This is a genomic window from Micromonospora sp. NPDC023956 (assembly GCF_040639195.1).
Lineage (GTDB): Bacteria > Actinomycetota > Actinomycetes > Mycobacteriales > Micromonosporaceae > Micromonospora.
In genome coordinates this window covers 76,174-96,483 of sequence record NZ_JBEZZN010000011.1, presented here as the reverse complement: position 1 = coordinate 96,483, position 20,310 = coordinate 76,174, and the positions used below count along the sequence as shown (strand labels likewise).

General features: G+C 74.1%; 15 protein-coding genes. 4 read left to right on the top strand and 11 right to left on the bottom strand.

Going from position 1 to position 20,310, the window contains the following annotated elements:
• The first annotated feature begins 95 nt into the window (after window positions 1-95).
• The 3 genes from AB0F58_RS21250 (at window position 96) to AB0F58_RS21240 (ending at window position 2,803) form a co-directional block, all read left to right on the top strand.
• Window positions 96-896 carry a bacterial transcriptional activator domain-containing protein gene (locus tag AB0F58_RS21250; RefSeq protein ID WP_357145436.1) on the top strand — a complete coding sequence of 267 codons (801 nt, stop codon included), beginning with the start codon at window positions 96-98 and terminating at the stop codon, window positions 894-896.
• 255 nt (window positions 897-1,151) lie between these two features.
• Window positions 1,152-2,483, top strand: a complete 1,332-nt coding sequence (locus AB0F58_RS21245; RefSeq protein ID WP_357145433.1) for a hypothetical protein — start codon at window positions 1,152-1,154, stop codon at window positions 2,481-2,483.
• Window positions 2,484-2,593: 110 nt separating this feature from the next.
• A complete protein-coding gene (locus tag AB0F58_RS21240) occupies window positions 2,594-2,803 on the top strand; it encodes a hypothetical protein (RefSeq protein ID WP_357145430.1) in 210 nt (69 codons plus the stop codon).
• A 308-nt stretch (window positions 2,804-3,111) separates the two neighbouring features.
• Here AB0F58_RS21240 and AB0F58_RS21235 read toward each other — a convergent pair whose 3' ends face one another.
• The 6 genes from AB0F58_RS21235 to AB0F58_RS21210 form a co-directional block, all read right to left on the bottom strand.
• The gene (locus tag AB0F58_RS21235; protein WP_357145427.1) at window positions 3,112-5,529 is read right to left on the bottom strand and encodes a PQQ-binding-like beta-propeller repeat protein; all 2,418 of its coding nucleotides are present in this window, start codon (window positions 5,527-5,529) and stop codon (window positions 3,112-3,114) included.
• The gene (locus AB0F58_RS21230; protein ID WP_357145424.1) at window positions 5,526-5,834 is read right to left on the bottom strand and encodes a hypothetical protein; all 309 of its coding nucleotides are present in this window, start codon (window positions 5,832-5,834) and stop codon (window positions 5,526-5,528) included. The genes AB0F58_RS21235 and AB0F58_RS21230 overlap by 4 nt, the downstream gene beginning before the upstream one ends.
• 977 nt (window positions 5,835-6,811) lie before the next feature.
• On the bottom strand, window positions 6,812-7,252 hold the full coding sequence (locus AB0F58_RS21225; protein WP_357145421.1) for a hypothetical protein: 441 nt from the start codon (window positions 7,250-7,252) through the stop codon (window positions 6,812-6,814).
• 140 nt (window positions 7,253-7,392) lie between these two features.
• Window positions 7,393-8,913 carry a S8 family peptidase gene (locus tag AB0F58_RS21220; protein WP_357145418.1) on the bottom strand — a complete coding sequence of 507 codons (1,521 nt, stop codon included), beginning with the start codon at window positions 8,911-8,913 and terminating at the stop codon, window positions 7,393-7,395.
• A gap of 359 nt (window positions 8,914-9,272) precedes the next feature.
• Window positions 9,273-10,043, bottom strand: coding sequence for a DUF5995 family protein (locus AB0F58_RS21215; protein ID WP_357145415.1), 771 nt, complete (start codon window positions 10,041-10,043; stop codon window positions 9,273-9,275).
• A 124-nt stretch (window positions 10,044-10,167) separates the two neighbouring features.
• Window positions 10,168-13,062, bottom strand: coding sequence for an AAA family ATPase (locus AB0F58_RS21210; protein ID WP_357145412.1), 2,895 nt, complete (start codon window positions 13,060-13,062; stop codon window positions 10,168-10,170).
• Window positions 13,063-13,249: 187 nt separating this feature from the next.
• Here AB0F58_RS21210 and AB0F58_RS21205 point away from each other — a divergent pair, with 187 nt between their 5' ends.
• Window positions 13,250-15,142: an adenylate/guanylate cyclase domain-containing protein gene (locus AB0F58_RS21205; RefSeq protein ID WP_357145409.1), complete on the top strand. Its 1,893-nt coding sequence runs from the start codon at window positions 13,250-13,252 to the stop codon at window positions 15,140-15,142.
• Window positions 15,143-15,332: 190 nt separating this feature from the next.
• Here the strand turns inward: AB0F58_RS21205 and AB0F58_RS21200 are convergent, their stop codons facing one another.
• From AB0F58_RS21200 to AB0F58_RS21180, 5 genes are read right to left on the bottom strand one after another with little or no spacing between them, the layout of a single operon-like run.
• Window positions 15,333-16,970: an FAD-dependent oxidoreductase gene (locus AB0F58_RS21200; RefSeq protein WP_357145406.1), complete on the bottom strand. Its 1,638-nt coding sequence runs from the start codon at window positions 16,968-16,970 to the stop codon at window positions 15,333-15,335.
• Window positions 16,970-17,677, bottom strand: coding sequence for a GntR family transcriptional regulator (locus tag AB0F58_RS21195; protein ID WP_357145403.1), 708 nt, complete (start codon window positions 17,675-17,677; stop codon window positions 16,970-16,972). Before AB0F58_RS21195 ends, AB0F58_RS21200 begins: the two co-directional genes overlap by 1 nt.
• Entirely contained in the window at window positions 17,674-18,360 is a 687-nt protein-coding gene (locus AB0F58_RS21190; protein WP_357145400.1) for a putative N-acetylmannosamine-6-phosphate 2-epimerase, read from the bottom strand. Before AB0F58_RS21190 ends, AB0F58_RS21195 begins: the two co-directional genes overlap by 4 nt.
• Complete coding sequence (locus AB0F58_RS21185) at window positions 18,357-19,322, bottom strand: BadF/BadG/BcrA/BcrD ATPase family protein (protein WP_357145397.1); 966 nt, start codon at window positions 19,320-19,322, stop codon at window positions 18,357-18,359. Before AB0F58_RS21185 ends, AB0F58_RS21190 begins: the two co-directional genes overlap by 4 nt.
• Window positions 19,319-20,308: an oligopeptide/dipeptide ABC transporter ATP-binding protein gene (locus AB0F58_RS21180; protein WP_357145782.1), complete on the bottom strand. Its 990-nt coding sequence runs from the start codon at window positions 20,306-20,308 to the stop codon at window positions 19,319-19,321. The genes AB0F58_RS21185 and AB0F58_RS21180 overlap by 4 nt, the downstream gene beginning before the upstream one ends.
• Between the last annotated feature and the right edge of the window lie 2 nt (window positions 20,309-20,310).

Sequence of the window (20,310 nt, the reverse complement as noted above, 5' to 3'; positions counted from 1 at the left end):
TCAGCCCGGCGGCGCTGGCCCCGGCCCACGACCGGACACCGCCGTCGCGGGCAGCCGGCGGGCACCGTGGACGACGGGACGAGGGGGGTGCGGCCGTGGCCGCTGACGAGCCGACGACCACCCCCCGGACCCGTCTGCTGCTGCTCGGTGGCTTCCGCCTGCTGCACGACAACCGGCCGGTGGTCGTCCCCCGAGGACTACAACGGATCATCGCGCTGATCGGGCTGCGCCCCGGCGCCACCCGCAGCCACCTCGCCGGCCTGCTCTGGCCCGACGCCTCCGAGGAACGCGCCTTGTCCTCGCTGCGCACCGCCCTGTGGCGGCTGCGCCAGGACCCCTGGTGTCCGATGCTGACCACCGGCGACACCGTACGACTCGCCCCGACCGTCCACCTCGACGTGGACGAGCTGGTACGCACCGCCGCCCGGGTCGGTGACGGCGGCGACCCGAGCGGTGCCGCCGTCGCGCTCGCCGACGGGCGGCACGACCTGCTCCCCGGCTGGTACGACGACTGGGTGCTGCTGGAACGCGAGCGCCTGCGCCAGCTCCGCCTGCACATGCTGGAACAGGTCGCCCGCACCCATCTCCAGGCCGGTCGGCACGGTGAGGCCCTCCAGGCCGCCCTGGAGGCGATGGCCGCCGAGCCGCTGCGGGAGACCCCGCACCGGCTCGTGGTGCAGATCCACCTCGCCGAGGGCAACGCCTTCGAGGCCCTGCACGCCTTCTACGTCTACCGCGACCTGATCCTGCGGGAACTGGACCTGGAACCCTCGGCGGCGATGTGCGCCCTGCTCGACGACACCCTCGCCCCGATCCGCCGCCGCCCCGCGGCACCACCCGGCCCTCGGCGACCCACCCGTCCCGCACCCGGGCCGTCGCCACCGACCTCCGTCTGACAGTTCGCTGACGGGGCGCGGAGGACCGAGCCCTCTCTCCACGGTGGTGCCGGCACCTGCTCGTCGAGGCCCCGACACCGCCGTCACCGTGTGCGACGCCGCGCCCGGCACCCCTGTCGCCCCCCGGCCCGAGCCGCCCGGCCCGGCCGGCGGTCGACGGTATCCTCCCGGCCAGGCTGAGGCCGGTTAACACGCGTATGCGAAGCTGCGGCGGACTTTTCTCGCACTTTCGCCGTACGCACTGGGAGGTACGCCGTGGCGTGGACGTTCGGACACTCGTTGTTACTCATCCTGGCGGTGGTGGGCGGCGCAGCCGCCGGTTGGGCGGTACGCGGCCGGCGGGTCACCGGCCGCCCGACGTCCGGGGTGGACCCGGTCCCCACCCGACCGGACCGCCCGACCGCCGCCACCCACGCCACCCCGCCGATCGCCCCGGTCGCCCCGGCGACGGGCGGTACCGCCGGACCGACGACGCCGGGCGACGCACCGACGGCGGCAACGGACGCCGGCCCGACGGACTCCGTCGGCAGCCCGGAGCCGGCCGACGTGTCCGCAGCGCCCGACCGGTCCGACCACACGCCGGACCTTCCCGTCACCACGGATCCCGCCCCGGCCCGCCCGGTCCCGGCCCCAGCCGGCTACGACGCGGAGGCGCGGAGCCTCGCCGGTGAGGAGCCCGTCGACGCGCAGCCGGAGCCGACGACCGCCCAGCCGGAGCCGGTCGACGCCCAGCCCGAGACGGTGACCGCCCAGTCCGAGCCGGTGGACGCCCAGCCGGAGCCGACGGCCGCGCCGACCGAGCCGACGGGCACGCCCCTCGGAGCCGAGGACACGCAGACCGAACCGGTGACCCCGCAGTCCGCCCTCGTCGACGAGGACTCCGCGCCGGTGACCCCCGGGACCGAGCCGCTCGTCGCGGGCACCCGGCCCCTGCCCGCGCCGGTGGCCGAGGCCGCCCAGGCCCGGCCGACCGTGACCGAGGCGGCCACGCCCGCGCCGGTCGACGAGCCCGGCCCGGCCGGGTCGACCACCGAGGAACCGACCGCAGCCGAGCCGACGGGCGATACGCCAGGGCGGAACCAGACGGTCGTGGCCGAGGCAGCAGAGCCGGCGGTGACCGAACCGGCCGTGGCCGAGCCAGCAGAGCCGGCGGTGACCGAACCGGCCGTGGCCGAGGCAGTGGAGCCGGCGGTGACCGCACCGACCGAGCCCACGGCGGGGTCGTCCGCGACCGAGGACGACCAGATCCCGCCGGTCGCGCCGACGGTGGTGTCCGCCCCGACCGCGTCGGACACCACCGGAGAGCACGGCACCGCGCTGCCTGCCCCGCGCGCCGGTGACGACGCCCCCGATGACGACTTCCGGCGGATCCAGGGCATCGGGCCGAAGATCGCCGCCGCCCTCCAGGCCGCCGGCATCCGCACCTACCGGCAACTGGCCGAACGGGACGAGGCGGGGCTGCGCGAGGTGATCAAGGGTGCCGGGCTGCGTTCCGCCCCGGGCCTGGCGAGCTGGCCGCAGCAGGCCCGGATCCTCGCCGACGCCCCCGCCGAGGCCAACCGGGTCTTCCCCGCCCCCACCGCCTGATCCGCTACCACTCCGCCGAATTCGCCGGGCCGCGCCCGGACGCGGTTAGCCGTTCACCGCGTCTGGGTACAACCCGCCTCACTCGACCCACCGTTACCAGGGAGGCAGCCATGCGGCGTGGCCCGTCGATATTCGGAGTTCTCTTGGTCATCTGGCTCGTCATCGGCGCGATTGCCGCAGGTCAGCGCGGCTACTTCAAGGGTGAAGACACCAACTGCGCCGAGGCCGGCACGATCCTGGTCACCATCGTGGCCGGACCGCTCAACTACGTGGGCGCCAACCCGAAGGTCGACTGCGAACTGCCCCAGCCGTCCAGGTAGCCATTCCCCGGGCTCCGGCCCGGTGGGCGTCAGCTACGTTGATCTACCAGCGCGTGACCAGGCGGCGTTCCGGTCGAGACACCTTCGCGGTGGAGCGGCCGGGCGCCGCCCGCCTGAGCTGGGGCATGGGGTGGGTTCGTACGTGCTCCAGCCGCCGGGCGAGAACGAGCCGTGCTCGGGACCGGAAACGGACGAGCTGCTGAGCCCCACCCCCGAGAACCGAGCTGGCAGGCGCGGCGGCGCCGTACCGGATCATCGTCGCGGACGGCGCGGAGTTCGCTGACCCACCTCCGGCGCGGAGGCGGTGGTCAGGCCTCGAGCGCGCAGATGCCGTCCCCGTCCGGGACGAGGACGAGCGGACCGGCGACGGCCGGGGCCGGCGCGCTGTTCTTGGCGGTGATCGGATACTCCCAGACGACCTCGCCCGTCGCGGCGTCCAGGGCGTACAGCTTCGTCGGGATGTCCGTCGCGTTGGGGGCGACCGTGACAAGCAGCTTCCCGGATTTCAGGAGCAGGTGCGAGGCGTAGCGGATGTCCAGGGATTCGGTACGCCAGCGCCGGGCCCCCGTCGCGACGTCGAAGGCGTAGACGGCGTCGCCGGCGAAGAAGACGGTCTGGTCGGCGAACACCACCGAGAGGGCGGAGAAGAGTTCGGCCCCGGCGGCCCGTGCCCGCCACTTCACCGTGCCCGCAGCGACATCGACGACGTAGAGGTAGCCGGCAGGGCCACGACCGTCTGCGGTGAACAGGTACAGGAGACCACCGCCGAGGTGCAGCGGATCGACGTCGACGAGGAGCGGAAGGCTCCAGCGCTGCTGTCCGGTGCGCGCGTCCCAGGCCAGCAGGGTGGTGTGGCGGCTCTTGACCGCCGAATACCCGAAGGTGACATCGCCGTCCGACCGAAGCGCCCCGATGTATCTGCCCGCGCCCGCGATCCGCCACAGCTGGCGCCCCGTCGTCGCGTCGGTGGCGACGGCGTAGGGAGGGACGTCGTCCTCGTCATCCCGGAAACTGCTGGAGTACAGCACGCCGTGCGACAGGAAGAAGGATCCCTGGTTCGGTGGCAGCGGAGCCGTCCGGGTCAGCTTCCCCTTGGCGTCCAGCGAGTGCAGGCGCTGGTCCTCGCCCCCCACCACCAGGCGGACGGTTCCGTCGCTGACGCCGACGAAGTCCACCGTGTCGTCGACGATCTGGTAGGACCAGCGCCGCTGACCGCTGGCCGCGTCGAGCGCGTGGACGTAGGTGGTCGTGCCGTCGTCGACCTTCGCGTACACCACCCCGCCGTCGATGACGACGGAGTCGGCGTTGTCCCCCGTGGGAAAGGTCCACCGCTGGGCGCCGGTGGCCGGGTCCAAGGCGACGATCGCGGCGCTGGACAGCACGTCGGACACCTTGGAGGTACCCGTCACGTAGGCCAGTCCGTCCGTGACGAAAAGGGTCACGAGTTGCTCCAGCCCCAGCGAAACCCTCCAACGCCGCTTCGGGGCCGGCCGTTTCGGGCGCCCACCGAGCCCCGGGGCACCGGCGAGCCTCCACGTCAGGGCACCGGCGCCCAGGGCACCGGCGCCGACGATGGCGTTGCGGCGGGTCAGGCCGCGCCGGAGCGCTTCCGGCAGGCGGTCGACGGGTGACGCGGTGAGCATCGCCGAGGCGACCGGCGCGGCTGGTGTCTCCGCAGGTGGTACCTCCTCCGGCGGCGGTGTCTCCCCTGCGGGCGAGGACCGCTCGCCGGTGTTCACCGGCAAGGTGGTTTCGGGCCGTCCCTCCCCCGGCTCCGGCGGCAGGTCGCGACCGCGAGCGGCGGCCGGCTCCCCACCGTTGCGGCCGGCACGGACAGAGTCCTGGGCCAGGAGACGGAGGTACTCCCTGCCGGTGATCCCGGTTCGGGCCAGGTGGGCACCGGCCTGGGCCACCGCCGACGGCAGGCCCCCCACCTCGGCGCAGACTGCGGCGGCGTCGGCGGGATCGATGACGGCCCCGCCCCGGGTGACGATCCCGGTGAGCAGCTCGACCGCCTGGTGTGGTTCGAGGACGTCCAGGCGCAGCGGGGTCACGATGTCGGGCCAGCCGGTGCCGTGGCGGCTGGTCAACACGATCAGTCCTCGGGGCAACCTGGCCAGCAGCTCGCTGAGGTGGTGCGGGTCGGTGACGTCGTCGAGGATCAGCAGCCACCCGTCGTGGCAGGCCAGCCACCGTACCGCCCACTCCCGCAGTGCCCGGGGCGGCAAGACCGCGCCGAGGCCCGCCTGTAGCGCGACGGCCAGCGCGACCAGGCCGGCGTCGAGGGCGGCGGGGCTGTCGGCGGTGATCCACCAGACAGGGCGGTGGTCCTCGCGGCGGGCCGCCGCCCACCGGGCCACCACTGCGCTCTTGCCGATCCCGGCCGGTCCGTGGACCGCCTGAACGACCACCGCCCCAGGATCCTCGACGGCCCCGTCCAGCCAGTCCAGCGCGTCCGCACGACCGACGAAGAGCCGCAGTCGCGCCGGCAGGTTCACCAGCCCGGCCGGGGCCGGCACCGCCTCCGGCGCGACCAGCGCCTCCGCCGACACCACGGTGACATGCTGGGTGTTGGTCGCATGGTCACCCGTGGACGCGATACCGGAGATGCTGCCGGCCGTGGTCGCCCGCGACCCGCCCGACTCGACGGTGTCGCCCGCCGGCTCGGGCGTCGCCGGTCGGGCGTGCCCGGGCGTCGACCGCCCGCGTCGGGACCACCAGCTCACCGGTGCTGGGTGTTCGTCGTGCTGTCGCCGGTCGAGACGATTCCGGTGACGTCACCCGTCACGACGACCGACCTCGGCCCAGCCGGTGGCAGCGTCGCCACGTCCGGAGCCGACGCAGCCGGCGTCGGCGTCGACGCTCCCGACGGGGCCAGCAGGACCGCCGTGACCGCGACCACCAGGCTGGCGACACCGGCCAGCCACCCGGCCACCTCCACCCCCTGCAACCCGAACAGCACCGCAGCCACCACCAGCCCGGCAGCGACCGCCCCACCCACCCCGACGATCACCCAGCGTCGCGAACGCATATCGACATCATCGACCACCATCGCCAGCACAACCAGACCGGGAGGATCGCGCAGGCGAGAGCCCCTCGGGAGGTCGTGGACGCCGTCCTCGTTCAGGTCAGGTCACACCGTCGCCCCGCCGGGGCATCCTCCATCGCGATCGCGGTGTCGCCATGTCCCTGTGCAGGTAGAACAACAACCACATTCGGACCGCTTGAGGCGGCCGCGGTTCGAGGCCCACGTCCGTGTACACCCGCCGGTAAGCGCTGTTCACCCGTACCGTCGCCAGGAGACCGGACAGGAAGGAGAGCATGAACGCCGCCCGCAGGATCGGCCCGTCGTACGAGGCCGCCACGCCGATGACGACGGTGCCGCAATTGACGGTGAAGGAGCCGAGGAAGTGCCGCTCCCCGGAGATCAGGCTGGGGCAACTGTCGGCGGAGCGGCATCCGTCCGCGATCTCACGTGCTTCCGTGCTCAACGATGCCCCCCGGCCAGCAGGTAGGGCCTACCGCGCAGACAGCGTCCGTTCAGGCGAGCAGCAGGTACCCTCCGACGAGGAACGTCACGGTACCCAGCACCGTCATCATCGCCCCGAGGATCCTGTCGAACACCACGAAACGGGCTCGACGTCGGGCAAGGCGCTCATCCGTCCCACTCCCCCGACGGGACGGGCCAATCGGATGCACCAGCCGCGAAGAAAGCTCGATGTGCCTCGTCGCAACACCGCGGTAGTCGATAGGTGGGCACTCGACGGGACGTTCGCTCGCCCGGACCACGTCATCGCTGACATGGGCTACAGCTCCCGAGCGATCCGGGCCGAGCGTCGCCGACGCGGTATCGGGCACACGATCCCCGAACGCGCTGACCAGCAGGCCGGCCGCCGGCGGGGCAGCTGCGGTGGCCGGCCACCCGCTACGACAAGACCGCTACCTCGTACCAGGCCACCATCACCATCGGCGCGCTACTGCGATGGGTGTGAACCTCGAAGACGCTGCCTAGGGAAAGTCCAGCTCCGCCGTCACCGGCTGGAACAGCTCGGCCGCGCGCTCCGGGTGGTGGCGGTCCAACTCGGCCCACCAGGCCGCACGGCGTACCAGGAACACGTGGGTGTCCGAGTAGTACGAGTCGCGGACGAGCCGCGCGTCGTACTTCGGAGCGAGGATCCGGATGACGGCACGGATCGTCTCGTACCGGTTGGCCAACGTCCCCGGCAGCGTCACGTGGTGGGAGATCCCGTTGTAGGTGATGGTGAGCCCATCGTCGGTGTGCTCCGATCCCAGTTTGTCGCCCTTGTCGAGGAATCGGCCGAAGTCCCAGACGACTTCGGTGTCGTCCGCCCGCCAGTCGATCACAGCGGTGTTCCTGGTGTTGCCGAGGTACCCGTCCACCTGCTCGGCGTCGCCGTCGATGAGGACCCTCTCGATGATCTCCGTCACGGCATCGGATACTAGTTCTCGATCAGCTGCTTTGGGGCCGCCAGTGCTGTCGCCGGCGGCTTGCACCGTTGCGCGGGACGGGGCCGCGGTGCTCGCGCACCACGACCCCGTCGGACGAGTCGGAACGGAACCGGTCAGGGTCAGAGGAGCAGGTAACCGATCAGGTGTTCGTAGATCTGGCCCTCACAGTTGCTGGCGGCCGAGTCGAAGTGGTCGCCGGAGCTCATCCGGCACCGGTGGAACGCCCGGTGCGGCTCGGCCGGCGGCGACGTGTACACGTAGCCGATAATGCCGGCGGAAGCCTGGCCCTCGCAGTTCGAGGCACTGGAGGTCATCCGGTCCCAGCCGCTGACGATGCACTGGTAGATCGGCTTCGTGCCGGCGGCGGGGGTGGTGTGCAGCTTCCCGAGGGCGTACTCGTTCGTGTAGCCGCTGAGCGAGACGCTGGTGCTGCTGATGTGGTCGCGGCCGTTCCAGTGCCGGTAGAGGTTGGCCGTACCGGGAGTGCTGGTGCCGGAGGGAACGTGGAGCAGCCGGTTCGGCGAGCCCGCGCCCGGGTTGGTGATCTTGTTCGGGGTGGCGTTGGCGTAGAGGGTGTCGGCGACCTGGGCCGGGCTCAGGCCCGGGTTGGCGCCGAGCACCAGCGCGGCGGCGCCGGCCACGTGCGGGGCGGCCATCGAGGTGCCGCTGATGGTGTTGGTGGCGGTGTCGCCGGTGTGCCAGGCCGAGGTGATGCCCTCGCCGGGGGCGAAGATGTCGGTACAGGTGCCCCAGTTGGAGAACGACGCACGCGCGTCGGCGCTGGTGCTGGCGTTGACCGTGATCGCCTCGGCCACCCGGGCCGGGGTGAAGTTGCAGGCGTCGCTGTTGTTGTTGCCCGAGGCGAGCGCGTAGACGACACCGTCGGCGATCGAGTTGCGGACCGCGTTCTCCAACGTGGCGTTGCTACCGGTGCCGCCGAGACTCATGTTCGCCACCGCCGGCACCCCGGGGGCGTGGTGGGCGGTCACCCAGTCCACCCCGGCGGTCACCCCCGCCCAACTGCCCGAACCCGTGCAGCCGAGCACCTTGACCGCGATCAGTGACACTCCCTTGGCGACACCGTACGCCGCGCCGCCGATGGTGCCCGCCACGTGCGTACCGTGGCCGTTGCAGTCGGAGTCGTTGCCGTCCCCGGTGGTGTTGGTGCCCCAGCCCGCCCGGCCGCCGAAGTCCGTGTGCGTGGTCCGGATACCCGTGTCGATCACGTACGCCTGCACGTTGCCCGCCGTGTTCGGGTACGTGTAGCTGCTGTCCAGCGGCAGGTTCGGCTGGTCGATCCGGTCGAGGCCCCAGGACGGCGGGTTCGGCTGGGTCGCGGCTGTCCGTACCTCGGCGTTCTGCTCGACGTACGCCACCTCCGGCTGGGCGGCGAGCCGGCGGGCGTCGGCCGGGCTCATCGTGCCCGCGAACCCGCGCACCGCATGCGAGTAGGTGTACTCCACCCGCACGTCGAACTCGGCAGCCAGTTGACGCGTCACTGCCCGCGTGTCAGCCGCCTTGCTCTCCTTGAGCACCACGATGTAGCTGTTCGGAATGGCACCCGGGGTGCCGGTGCCGAGAATCTGACCCTCCGCCGCCGCTGCCGGCGACGCGGTCGCCGAGAGGAACAGGGCGGCCATACCGGCTGTCGCGACCGATCCGACCAAACGCCGTCGCCGGGCTACGCCGACATCCTTCATGGTGATCCCTTCCGTGCTGACGCTGGGTGTGGGAAACCGTGGAGAACGCAGATCATGATCGCTGCGCCAGGATATCCACGCCCCAACCGCCAGTCAATTGACGAACTTCAGTGTGTCGTGTTCGTGTCGGTAATCAACCAAACAAGCACCCGCCAAAGGTGAATCGCCTTTGACCGGGGTGCCACCCACGGTCCACACCGGAGTGGATTCCGGAGTGGACCGGGGGCTCACGATTCCCGTAGGAGAGCACACGCTCCCTAAAGCATCCTAGGAGGATGGGCTGAAGGTGTCGCGCCGTCCTACTGGAGCAGCGCGCCCAGCGGCGAGAGCAGCAGCCGGCCGAGCCGGGCGGCGGTGCCGTCGAGGCGGGTGCGCTCCTGCTCCCGGGCGTGGGTGTCGTGGCGTACCCGCCAGATCCGCTGGGCGTTGCGCCAGGCTACGTCCCGGGTGTACTCCACCAGTTCGCCCTGGTACCAGTCGTCCAGGTCGCCGTTGAGCGTGTCGATGATTAACTGCCAGCGGTCCAGGTAGCCCCGGCGCAGCGTCGGGATCGACTCGGCGAAGATCTCGTTGATCTGGAGGTAGTCCCGGTGCTGGTCGCCGCCGTCCACCGGCTCGGACTCCAGGTGGTCGAAGGTGGTCACCAGGGCGAACGGAAGGTCGAAGTTGATGTGCGCGTTCACCCCCGCCGCCGCGGCCGGCAGCGGCCGTACGTCCGGTCCCTGCATCCGCTCGAAGATGCAGGACCAGGCCTGCGGCGTGTACGGGCTGGACTCCGTCCACAGCCGCAACGCGTCGAAGTAGCGGGCGGCGAACTCGACGTCCAACCGGGACAGGAACGCCGGGTCGGCGAAACGGCCGTCGTAGAGCCGCTCCAGCACCTGCTCGGTGATGGTGAGGTAGAGCCCGTTGAAGTCCGCCAGCGGGCAGCTCTCCTGTAACGGGGGAAGACGGACCAGGACGTCCTGGAGCTTGGTCAGGTGGTCGACCACCGCCGGCACGTCGGCGGGATGGTCGGCGAGCAGATCCGCCACGTCCTGGTGGACGGGTCCCCAGATCGGTTCGGTCACGTCTTCCTCCCCTGTGGTCCGCGGCGCCCCGTGTCGCCGCCGGTGCACAGCGTGGCAGCGGGGCGCAGCGCGGACATCAGTAGAACGACGTATCCCGGTGCCGCCGGCCGACCGGAGGAGTGCGTCAGCGCGGACGGTGGCGCAGGTGGATCGCGCTGGCCTGGACCCTGGTCCGGACCTGGAGCTTGTCGAAGATGTGCGAGACGTGCACGCCGATGGTGCGCTCGCTGATGAACAGCCGCTGGCCGATCTCCCGGTTGGTCAACCCCTCGGCCACCAGCGTCAGGACCTCGCGCTCGCGCGGGGTGAGAGCGGACAGCTCGTCGTGGGCTCCCCCGGGGCTCGCGGCCCGGTCGCCGGCCCGGTCGGTCGCCCCGTCCGGCACCGGTACCCGGGCGCGGGCCGCCAGCGCGGCGATCTCCTCGCCCAGCGGCCGGGCCCCCAGCCGCTGGGCCATCTCGTACGCCTCCCGCAGCAAGGCTGCCGCGGTGGCGTCCCGGCCGCGCCGGGCCAGCAGCGCCTCGGCCTGACGCAGCCGGGAGTAGGCGGCCGGGTACGGGTGCCGGCGCCGGTCCCAGACCTCGGCCGCCCGGGCCCAGAGGGCCGGGTCGCCGGGGCCGTCGAGGCGACCGACCTCGGCGGTGCAGAGGGCGAGGAAGGCGTCGACCACGTCGCGGACCGGCCGGGCCGCCTGGACGCTGGTGCGGCGGACCCGGTTGGTGACCTCCCGCAGCCGGCGCACCGCCGTCAGGTCCACCCGGCCGGTACGGCTGGCGTACAGCTCGGCCTCCGCGCGCAGGCCGTGCCAGGCGAGGGTGGCCAGCAGGACCAGGTCGTCGGAGCGGGTCTCGGTCAGCCCCCGGGCGACCGCCTGCCGCGCCTCGTCGTGCCGCCCCTGCCACATGGCCAGCCCGGCCCGGAGGGTGAGCAGCGACAGGACGTGCCGGGCGCCCCCGCCGGCGAGCAGGGTGGCCACCGCCTCCAGGTCCCGGTCGGCGGCCTCGACCTCGCCGTACGCGACCGAGAGCCGGCACCGGGCGAGCAGCAGCTCGGCGGCGTCGGCGCCGGAGGGGCGGTGCCGCAGCGCGTCGGCGATGACCTTCTCCGCCTCGACCCACTGGCCCACCCGGAACAGCCCGTTCGCGGCGACGGCCAGCAGCCGGGTTTCGAACGTCCGGCCCAGCCCCAGCTCGGTGACGCGTTCGGCGCCCCGCCGGGCCACCACGACGCCTTCCTCGATCACGTTGAGCGGACCGGTGAGCAGCTCGGCGAGGTGCAGGTAGGCGAGGGCGACGTCCTCCGGCCGGCCGGACCGCTCGGCGGTGGCCAGTGCCTCCCGCATCACCGGCAGGCCCGCGTCCGGGTCCTCCAGGTACGCCTCGCTGAAGCCGAGGGCGGCGCTGGCCAGCACGGCCTCCGAGGCGGCTCCCTCGACCGACGCCGACAGCGCCAGCGCCTCCCGGGCCCGGCGGCCGGCCTCGGCGTAGCGGCCGAGGTGCAGCAGCAGCTCGGCCAGGTGCGCGGCGGCCGTCGCCCGCTCGCCGGGGGTGCAGTCCGGGGCGTCCAGGGCCTGCTGGTACTCCGCCTCGGCCGGGGCGGTGCGTCCCGCGTGGGCGAGGTAGCGCGCCCGCCGGATGCGCAGCGCGCAGGTGGACGTGCCGAGCAGGGTGGCCTGCTCCTCGAGCAGGGCCAGGGCCCGCGCGTGCTCGCCGCAGTGGTGGGCGGCCTCCGCCGCCCGCTCCAGCAGGGTCACCCGCTCCGGTACGCCCAGGCCGGTGTCGGTGGCCGCCTGGAGGGCGAGCGACCAGTGCCGGTGCGCCTCGGCGTAGCCGTGCAGCCGTTCGGCCTCCTCCGCCGCGGCCATCGCGGCCCGCAACGCCCGTACCGGCTCGCCGGCCAGCCGCCAGTGGTGGGCCGACCGGGCGTGGTGCAGCTGCGCCGGTTCGGCGCCGAGCGCGTCGGCGTAGCGCCGGTGCAGGGCGGCCCGCTCGGCCGGGAGCAACTCGTGCTCCAGCACCTCGGCGACCAGCCGGTGCCGGAGGTGGTACGCGTTGTCGGTGCAGACCAGCAGCCGGTGCGCGATCGCCGCGTGCACCGCCTCGATCAGCTGCTCCTCCGGGAACCGGACGACCCGGGCGAGCAGCTCGTGTTCCACCGGCTCCACCCCGACGGCGACCGCCTGGACGGCCTCGTGGGCGTGCGGGGGCAGCGCCTCCACCCGGTCGAGGAAGATCTCCCGGAGGGTGTCGGAGAGCCCGTCCCGCCCGTCGCGCAGGTCACGGGCCAGTTCCTCGACCACGAACGGGTTGCCGCCGCTGCGGCGCCAGAGCCGCTCGGCGGCCTCCGGCCCGAGGGGCCGGCCGAGGATCGCGGTAGCCAGCTGGTCGGTCCCGAGGCGGTCCAGCGGGGCCAGGTCGAGCACCCGTACCGAGCGCAGTCGCCGTAGTTCGGTGAGGACCCGGCGCAGCGGGTGGGCACCCTGCAACGCCTCGGCCCGGATCGCGGCGAGCACCGACAGCTGCATGTCACCGAGCCCGGCCAGCAGGTAGAGCAGGAGCTGCCGGGTGCTGCGGTCGACCCACTGGAGGTCGTCGAGCACGAGCACCAACGGACGCCCCTGGGCGATCAGGTGCAGCCCGCGGGAGACCCGCTCCAGCAGGGTGCCGGCGCCCTCCCGGCCGGGCGTCTCGTCGGCGAACATGTTGAGCAGGTTGCGCACCGCCGAGCAGGTGCGGGCGTGCGACACCTCGGTCTCGAACCGGCGCAGCGCCTGGAGCAGCGGGTGCAGGGGGGAGGCGTCGCCGATGTCCAGGCAGCTTCCGGTGAGCACGACCGCTCCCCCGGCGCGCAGTCCCGCCGCCACCTCACCGAGCAGCCGACTCTTGCCCACCCCGCTCTCCCCGTTGACGAAGACCGCGGCGGTGTGGCCCTGCGGAACCCGGTCGATCAGGGCGGCGCGCACCATCGCGACGGTGTCGGCACGGCCGACCAGCGGGGTGGCGTCCACATCGCTGGCCATGGCAAGCAGCCTAATGGCAGCCACCGGGGCGTTCATAAGGGTAAATCGTCCGTGTGGTACTCCCCGCGTCGAGATGGCGACGGAAAGTTGCGCGTCGCCGACATACGTCGTTCGGCAGATCCGCCGTCGGTCCGGTGGTGCGAGGGTCGGATGGGTCGTCCGGCACCACGGGGGAAAGGTGAACGCGATGCACGTCAGCACAGTCACCCAGCCAGCTCCGGCGATGGCCGCGACGCGGCACTGGCCGGTACCCGAGGAGCGGCGCACGGTCAGCGTCCTCTTCGTCGACATCGTCGGTTCGACCGCGCTGGTCGACCGGCTCGACCCGGAGGACGTCCGGACCCTGCAACGGGAGTACTTCGCCACCGTCGCGGCGGTCCTGCGCCGGTGGAACGGAGTGGTGGAGAAGTACGTCGGTGACGCCGTCATGGCGCTGTTCGGCGGCGTCGAGTCCGACGGGTTCGACGCGTACCGGGCGGTGCGCGCGGGTCTGGAGATCCAACGGGTCCTGGACGGGCACCCCCTGGCCGGCGGGACCGTGGTGCGGCTGCGGGTCGGCGTCGCCACCGGCGAGGCGGTGGTGGGCCTGGCCGCGGCACACGACGCCGGGCACGGCGCGGTGAGCGGCGCGGTGGTCACCCTGGCCGCCCGGCTCCAGGAACACGCTCCCCGGGGCGCGGTGATCGTCTGCGCGGACACCCGGCGGGCCACCGCCGACCTGGTCGACTACCGCGATCTGCCGCCCGCCTCGATGGCCGGCAAGCCGGCTCCGGTCGCCGTCTGGCGGGCCGCCGGCACCGCCCCGAGCCGGGCGACCGGGGGCGAGCCGCCGTTCATCGGCCGGCGGCGGGAACTGGCCGCCCTGCGGGACCAGGTGGTCCGGGCGGTGCGGGAGCGGACGGCGCGCTGGGTCTCGGTGGTCGGCCCGACCGGCGTCGGCCGCAGTCGGCTGCTGGCGGAACTGGCCCGGACGGTACGACAGGTCGACGGGGTGCCGGTGCGCTGGTGCGGTGCGCAGTGCCCGCCGTACCCGGACGTCCCGGCCGCGCCGCTGGCCGCGCTGGTGGGCGACCACGCCGGGGTCCGGACCGGCGACGGACCGGCCGCGGTACGGCACACGCTGCTGGCCGCCTGCGCCCCGGCGGTCCCGGCCGGGCGGCTGGCCGCCACCGTCGCCGCGCTCGGGACGCTGCTGGGCGCCGACACCGACGACGGTACGGCGGCCCGGTGGCGGGAGGCACTGCTCGCCCTCGCCGGGCGGACACCGCTGGTGGTGGCGGTGGACGACGTGGACCGGGCGGCCCCCGAGGTGGGTCGTTTCCTGCACGAGCTCTTCGCCCTGGCGACCGTGCGGGCGGTGCCGCTGGTCGTCGTGGTCACCCATCGTCCGGAGTGGGGTGACCTGCTTCCGCTCGGCCCGGCCGATCGGCGGCACCGGCTGACCGTGCCGCCCCTGGGGACGGTGGACACCGGACGGTTGCTGCGCCACCTGCTCGGCGAGACGGCCACGGTGGCCCGGCTGCTGCCCCTGGTCGCGGGGCTTCCCGGCTACGCCCGAGCGTATGCGGCGCAGGAGGGCGACGACGGCGCCGCGCACGGCGAGCCGCCGGTGCCGGAGGCGGTCCGCCGGATGGTCGCCGCCCGCCTCGACCTGCTGGACGGGACCGGGCGGGCGGTGGTGATGGCCGGTGCGGCGTTCGGTGCGGGGTTCACCGCCGAACGGCTCGCCCACCTGCTCGACCTGGACCCGGAGTCGCTGCGGCCGGTGCTGCGGGCCCTGGTGGAGCGGGGTCTGCTGCGGTGGCGCTCGGCCCGGCACGGGTACGAGGTGGCGGACCGGACGCTGGCCCGGGTGGCGTACGAGCGGCTGCCGCGCGCCGTGCGGGCCGAGTTCCGGCGCCGGGCGACCACTCCCCCGCGCGACGGGTCGCCCCGGCCGGTCCGGCTGGTGGGTGCGGCCCTGCCCCCGGCGACCCCCGAGCCGGCCGCGCCGACGGCCCCGGGGACGACCGGTCGGACGCGGACCCGGCCGGCGACGACGCCGCCCGCCGCCGCCCCGCCGCTGGCCGCCAGCGCCTGAGGCGGCACGCGGTGGCACGCGGTGGCACTGCCGCACGGGCGGCACTGCCGCACAGGCGGCACTGCCGCACAGGCGGCACTGCCGCACAGGCGGCACTGCCGCACAGGCGGCACTGCCGCACAGGCGGCACTGCCGCACGAGCGGGCCGGATGCCCGGCCGGCGCGACCGCACGACCGGCAGCGGCGCCGCTCACTCCTGCGGCAGCGCGGTCCCCTCCGGCCAGCGCAGGTCGACACCCCGCCGGGTCAGCGCGTCCTGGAAGTCCGCCAGCAGCCCGGGGCGCTCCCGCACCGCGTGCGGAGTGCTCCCGGTGGCCAGGCAGAACGCGGCGAGCGCCCCGGCCGCCTCACCGATCGACCACTCGGCCGGGTGCACCCGGTAGCAGCCGTTGGTGATGTGCGTGGTGCCCAGGGCCTTGCCCGCCGCCACCACGTTGGTCACCCGCTGCGGCAGCAGCGCCCCCAGCGGGATCTCAAACGGGTGTGCCGCGACGTCCAGGTAGCCGTCCCCGCCGGTGCTCGGGTGCAGGTCGATCCGGTAGTGGCCGGTGCCGACCGCGTCCGGGTACCGCACCGCGCCGGCCGCGCCCCGTACCGCCACCGACAGGTCCTGCTCGGTCGGGGTGGTCACCGCCCGCAACCGGCGGGACTCCCGGATGTACGGCGCCTGCGCCAGGCCGTCCGGGGTGCCGGTCACGTCGGGGCGCAGCCGCAGGCCCGGATAGCCGCAGCCGCCGTCCGGCCGGGGCGCCTCGGTCTGCAACCAGTACAGGAAGGCGAGGCTGAACTCCCGGGCCCGCCGCAGGTGCCACTCGGCGTCCGGCACGTCGAACAGCGGACCGTCCAGGTAGTCGGTCATCGGCCAGTTCACGATGGTCACGTCGCTGGGCAGCAGCCCCGGCCGGAACGCCCGGCGGTCGAGGATCCGCCGGTAGGTCCACAGCTCGGGGGCGCGCAGCGCCTCCTCCATGGAGGCCGCCGCGCGTTCCGGGTTGGGAGTGAACCGGCCGGTCACCGGACGGCCGGTACGCGGGTCCGGGTAGGTCCAGCTGAACAGCCGGTCCGGCCAGCCCGGCGGGGTCAGCGTCCGCCACCGCTCGTAGCCGTCGGGCCGGTCGACGGTGTGGTCCCCGTCGACGTGTTCGAGGGCGAAGCAGACCGTGGCGGCCTGCATGTTCAGCGGGCCAGCCCGCTCGGGCGCGCTCGGTTCACCGGTCTGGTCCCGCGACTCGGTGCCGGTGCGGTGTTCGATCCCGGCCAGCGAGAGCAGTTCGCCGGTCTCACTGGCCTCCAGCACCAGCCGGGCGCTGATCTCCCGTACCGTGCCGTCGGAGAGTCGGACGCTCACCCCCCGGACGGTGTCGCCGTCGGTGTGCGCGGCCAGCAGCCGGGCCTCGGTGTGCACGACCAGCCGGCCGGCCGCGCACCACGGGGCGATCATGGCCCGCAGCACGGCCAGCGACGCCCGCGGCTCGTGACAGAGCGGGCTGACCCAGCCGTTGCCCGGGTTGAGCAGGGCGTCGTCGGCGGCCCGGTCGAGCGCGTACCAGTCGCGGTAGTAGCCGCGCACCCCGCGCCGGAAGCGTCGGTAGCTCGCCGTCGAGCCGGTCGTCTCGATCCACCGGTGCTCGTCCGGCGGCACCGCCTGGGAGGTGAGCTGGCCACCGATCCACCGGTACGGCTCGACCACCACCACCCGGGCACCGCCCTCGCAGGCGGCCAGCGCGGCGGCGACGCCGCCCACACCCCCGCCGACGACGAGGACGTCGGTGCTCTCCCCGGTGGCCGGGCGCGCCCGGCGGGGAGCCGGGACGATCGTCGCGGTCATCAGCCGTCCTCCCCGCGCCGGGCGGTCAACGCGAAGCGGTAGCGGTCGCCGCGGTAGTAGGACACCGCCAGCTCGACCGCCCGGCCCCGTCCGTCGAAGCCGATCCGCCGCACCTCCAGCAACGCGGCCACCGGTGAGATCTCCAGCAGCTGGCACTGGCGCGGGGTGGGCACCACCGCGGCGATCATCTGCTGGGCGACGACGACCTGGACCTGGTAGCGGTCCCGCATCGTCTCGTAGAGCGCGCCGTCGAGGTTCTCCACCAGCAGCCCGGGGAAGAGGTCCGCCGGCAGGTGCACCTCCTCCAGGCACATCGGCGCGCCGTCGGCCATCCGCAGCCGTTCCACCCGGTAGAGCAGCGAGCCCTCGGGCAGGCCGAGTTCGTTGGCGAGGGTGTCCCGGGCGACCACCGCGTCGGCGTCGAGCATCTTGCTGCTCGGGGTCAGTCCCCGGGCCCGCATGTCCTCGGTGAACCCGCTCAGGCTGGTGCCCTTGGCGATGCGGGTGTCGGAGACGAAGGTGCCCTGGCCCCGGATCGTGTAGATGAGGCCGTCGGTGGTGAGTTCCCGCAGCGCCTGCCGCAGCGTGGTCCGGCTGACGCCGAGTTCCTCGGCGAGGTCCCGCTCCCGGGGCAGGGCGGTGTGCGCCTTCATGTCCGCCACCCGGCTGCGCAGCGCGGTCCGGATCTGGCTCAGTTTGGTGGTCATCGTGACTCCACGGGGGCATGCGGGCATGCGGACGCGAACCGACGGGTGGTGTTCACCGGGTCGGAGATGGCGGTGCCGACGACCACGGCCCACGCGCCCTCGTCGAAGGCGGCCGCGACCTGGGCAGGGGTACGGTACCGCCCCTCGGCGATGACCGGAACCGGACACCGCCGGCTGATCGCGGTGACCAGCCCGATGTCCGGTCCGTCCGGCACCGTCGCGCCGGTGTAGCCGGCGAGGGTGGTCCCGACGAGGTCGGCTCCCGCGTCGACCGCCGCGAGGGCGGCGTCCACACTGTCCACGTCGGCCATGAACAGCGCCCCGCCGGCGTGGGTGGCGGCGATCAGGTCGGCCAGCCGCTCCCCGCCGGCCCGGGGACGGTCGGTGGCGTCCGCGGCCACGATCTGTGCACCGGCCCCGGTCAGCGCGACCACGTCGCTCCGGCCCGGGGTGATGTAGACGGGACTGCCCGGGCTGTGCCGCTTGACCAGCCCGACGACCGGCACCCCGAGGGCGACCATGGCCCGCACGTGCGCCACCCCCTGACCACGCAGCCCGGCCGCGCCGCCCAGCACCGCCGCGGTCGCCATCGCCATCATGTGCGCGGTGTCCAGGAAGGGGCTCCGGTCCTGCGCCTGGCACGAGACGACCAACCGTCCCCGGATGGCCTCGGCCACGTTCATCGCTTTCCTGCCCTTTCCTCGATATCACAGTGGACGACCAGTCCGGTGAGCAGCGTCCGCCCGGTGGGGCGGGCGCAGAGCGCCAGGGCGCCCGCGAGCGGGTCGGCCGTGGCACTGGTCAAACGGGCGTGCGGCGCTCCGCCGCGCAACGCCCGGGTGAAGGTCGGCAGCAGCAGCTCGGCGGCGGCGAAGACCCCGCCGGTGCCGGCCACCGGCACGTCCGCGCCGGCCAGGCCGGCCCGGCGCAGCGCGGCCACCGTCGAGTCGGCCAGCAGCACGCCGGCCCGCCGCCACACCGACCGGGCGTCCGGATCACCGGCGCGGGCCAGCTCCGCCACGGGGCCGGCGAAGCCGGCGAGCAGCTCGGGGGTCGGCGGCTGGTCCCGCCAGCGGGCCGGCAGGGTCTCCACCGGACCGAAGGCGGCCACGGCCGCGTCGAGCAGCGGCCCCGCCCGGTCCCGGTCCCGTTGCCGCAGGGCCAGCCGGAGCGCGGTCCGCCCGATCCAGTGACCGGAGCCCCGGTCGCCCAGCGCGGCGCCCCAGCCGTCGACCCGGGCGGTCCGCCCGTCGGGCCCGGCGGCCAGCACCACCACGCCGGTGCCGGCCGCCACCACCGCGCCGGGCACCGGCCCGAGGGCACCGAGGTAGGCGGTGACGCTGTCGTCGGCGACGTGCAGCGTCCCGCGCAGACCCCGGTCCCGCAGCCCGGTCCGGAGGTCGTCGGTCGGGGGTGGCTGGCCGTTGAGGCCGGTCATGCCGACGCCGACCGCGACCGGCCCGTCGGGCACCGGCCCGAGGTCGGCCAGGGCCGCGCCGACCGCCTCGGCGACCCGCGCGGCCGGCCGCCCCGACCAGAATCCGGGGGTACGGGCGTGGCCGCTGCGACCGGCGTGCCGGGCGGTCGCGCGACAGCCGCCCTGCCCCAGGTCGACGCCGATCCGCACGACCGGTTCGCCGCTCACCGCGACGGCTCCGGCTCGACGTCCGTCCGGCCGGCCAGACTCGCCTCGGCGAAGTGGCAGGCGACCTGCCGCCCGGCGACGGACCGCAGCTCGGGGACGACCTCCGCGCAGTACGGCTGGGCGAGCGGGCACCGGGTGCGGAACCGGCAGCCCGACGGCGGGTCGGCGGGCGAGGGCACCTCGCCGCGCAGCACGATGCGTTCGGTCGGCGGCCCCGCCCAGGGGCGCGGTACCGGGGCCGCCGAGATCAGTGCCCGGGTGTACGGGTGGGCCGGTCGGTCGTAGACGGTGGCGGCGGGTCCGGTCTCCACGATCCGCCCCAGGTACATCACCGCGACGTCGTCGCTGACGTGGCGCACCACCGACAGGTCGTGTGCGATGAACAGGTAACCCAGGCCGAGGTCGTCGCGCAGGTCGGCCAGGAGGTTGAGGGTCTGCGCCTGGACCGAGACGTCCAGTGCGCTGACCGGCTCGTCGCAGACCACGATCCGGGGCGACAGGGCCAGGGCCCGGGCGATGCCGACCCGCTGCCGCTGACCGCCGGAGAGCTGGTGCGGGTAGCGGTCGGCCAGTTCGGCGGCGAGCCCGACCCGGGCGAGCAGGTCGGCCGTGCGCGCGGTCCACCGGTCGCGCGGCAGCAGTCCCCGGTGGGCCCGCCAGCCCTCGCTGACGATGAAGCCGACCGTCTTGCGGGGGTTCAACGAGGAGTACGGATCCTGGTAGACCATCTGGATGTCGCGGGTGAGGCGGCGACGCCGGGCCGCGTCGGCGGAGTCGATGCGCTCACCGCCGTACCAGATCTCGCCGCCGCTGGGACGACGCAGGCCGACGATCGCGCGGGCCAGGCTGGACTTGCCGCAGCCGGACTCACCGACCAGCCCCAGGGTGCGGCCGGTGGTCACGGTCAGGTCGAGCCCCTCGACCGCGCCGATCTGCGGGGCCCGGTGGAGCAGCCCGCGCCGGCCGCCGGGGTAGGCGACCCGCAGTT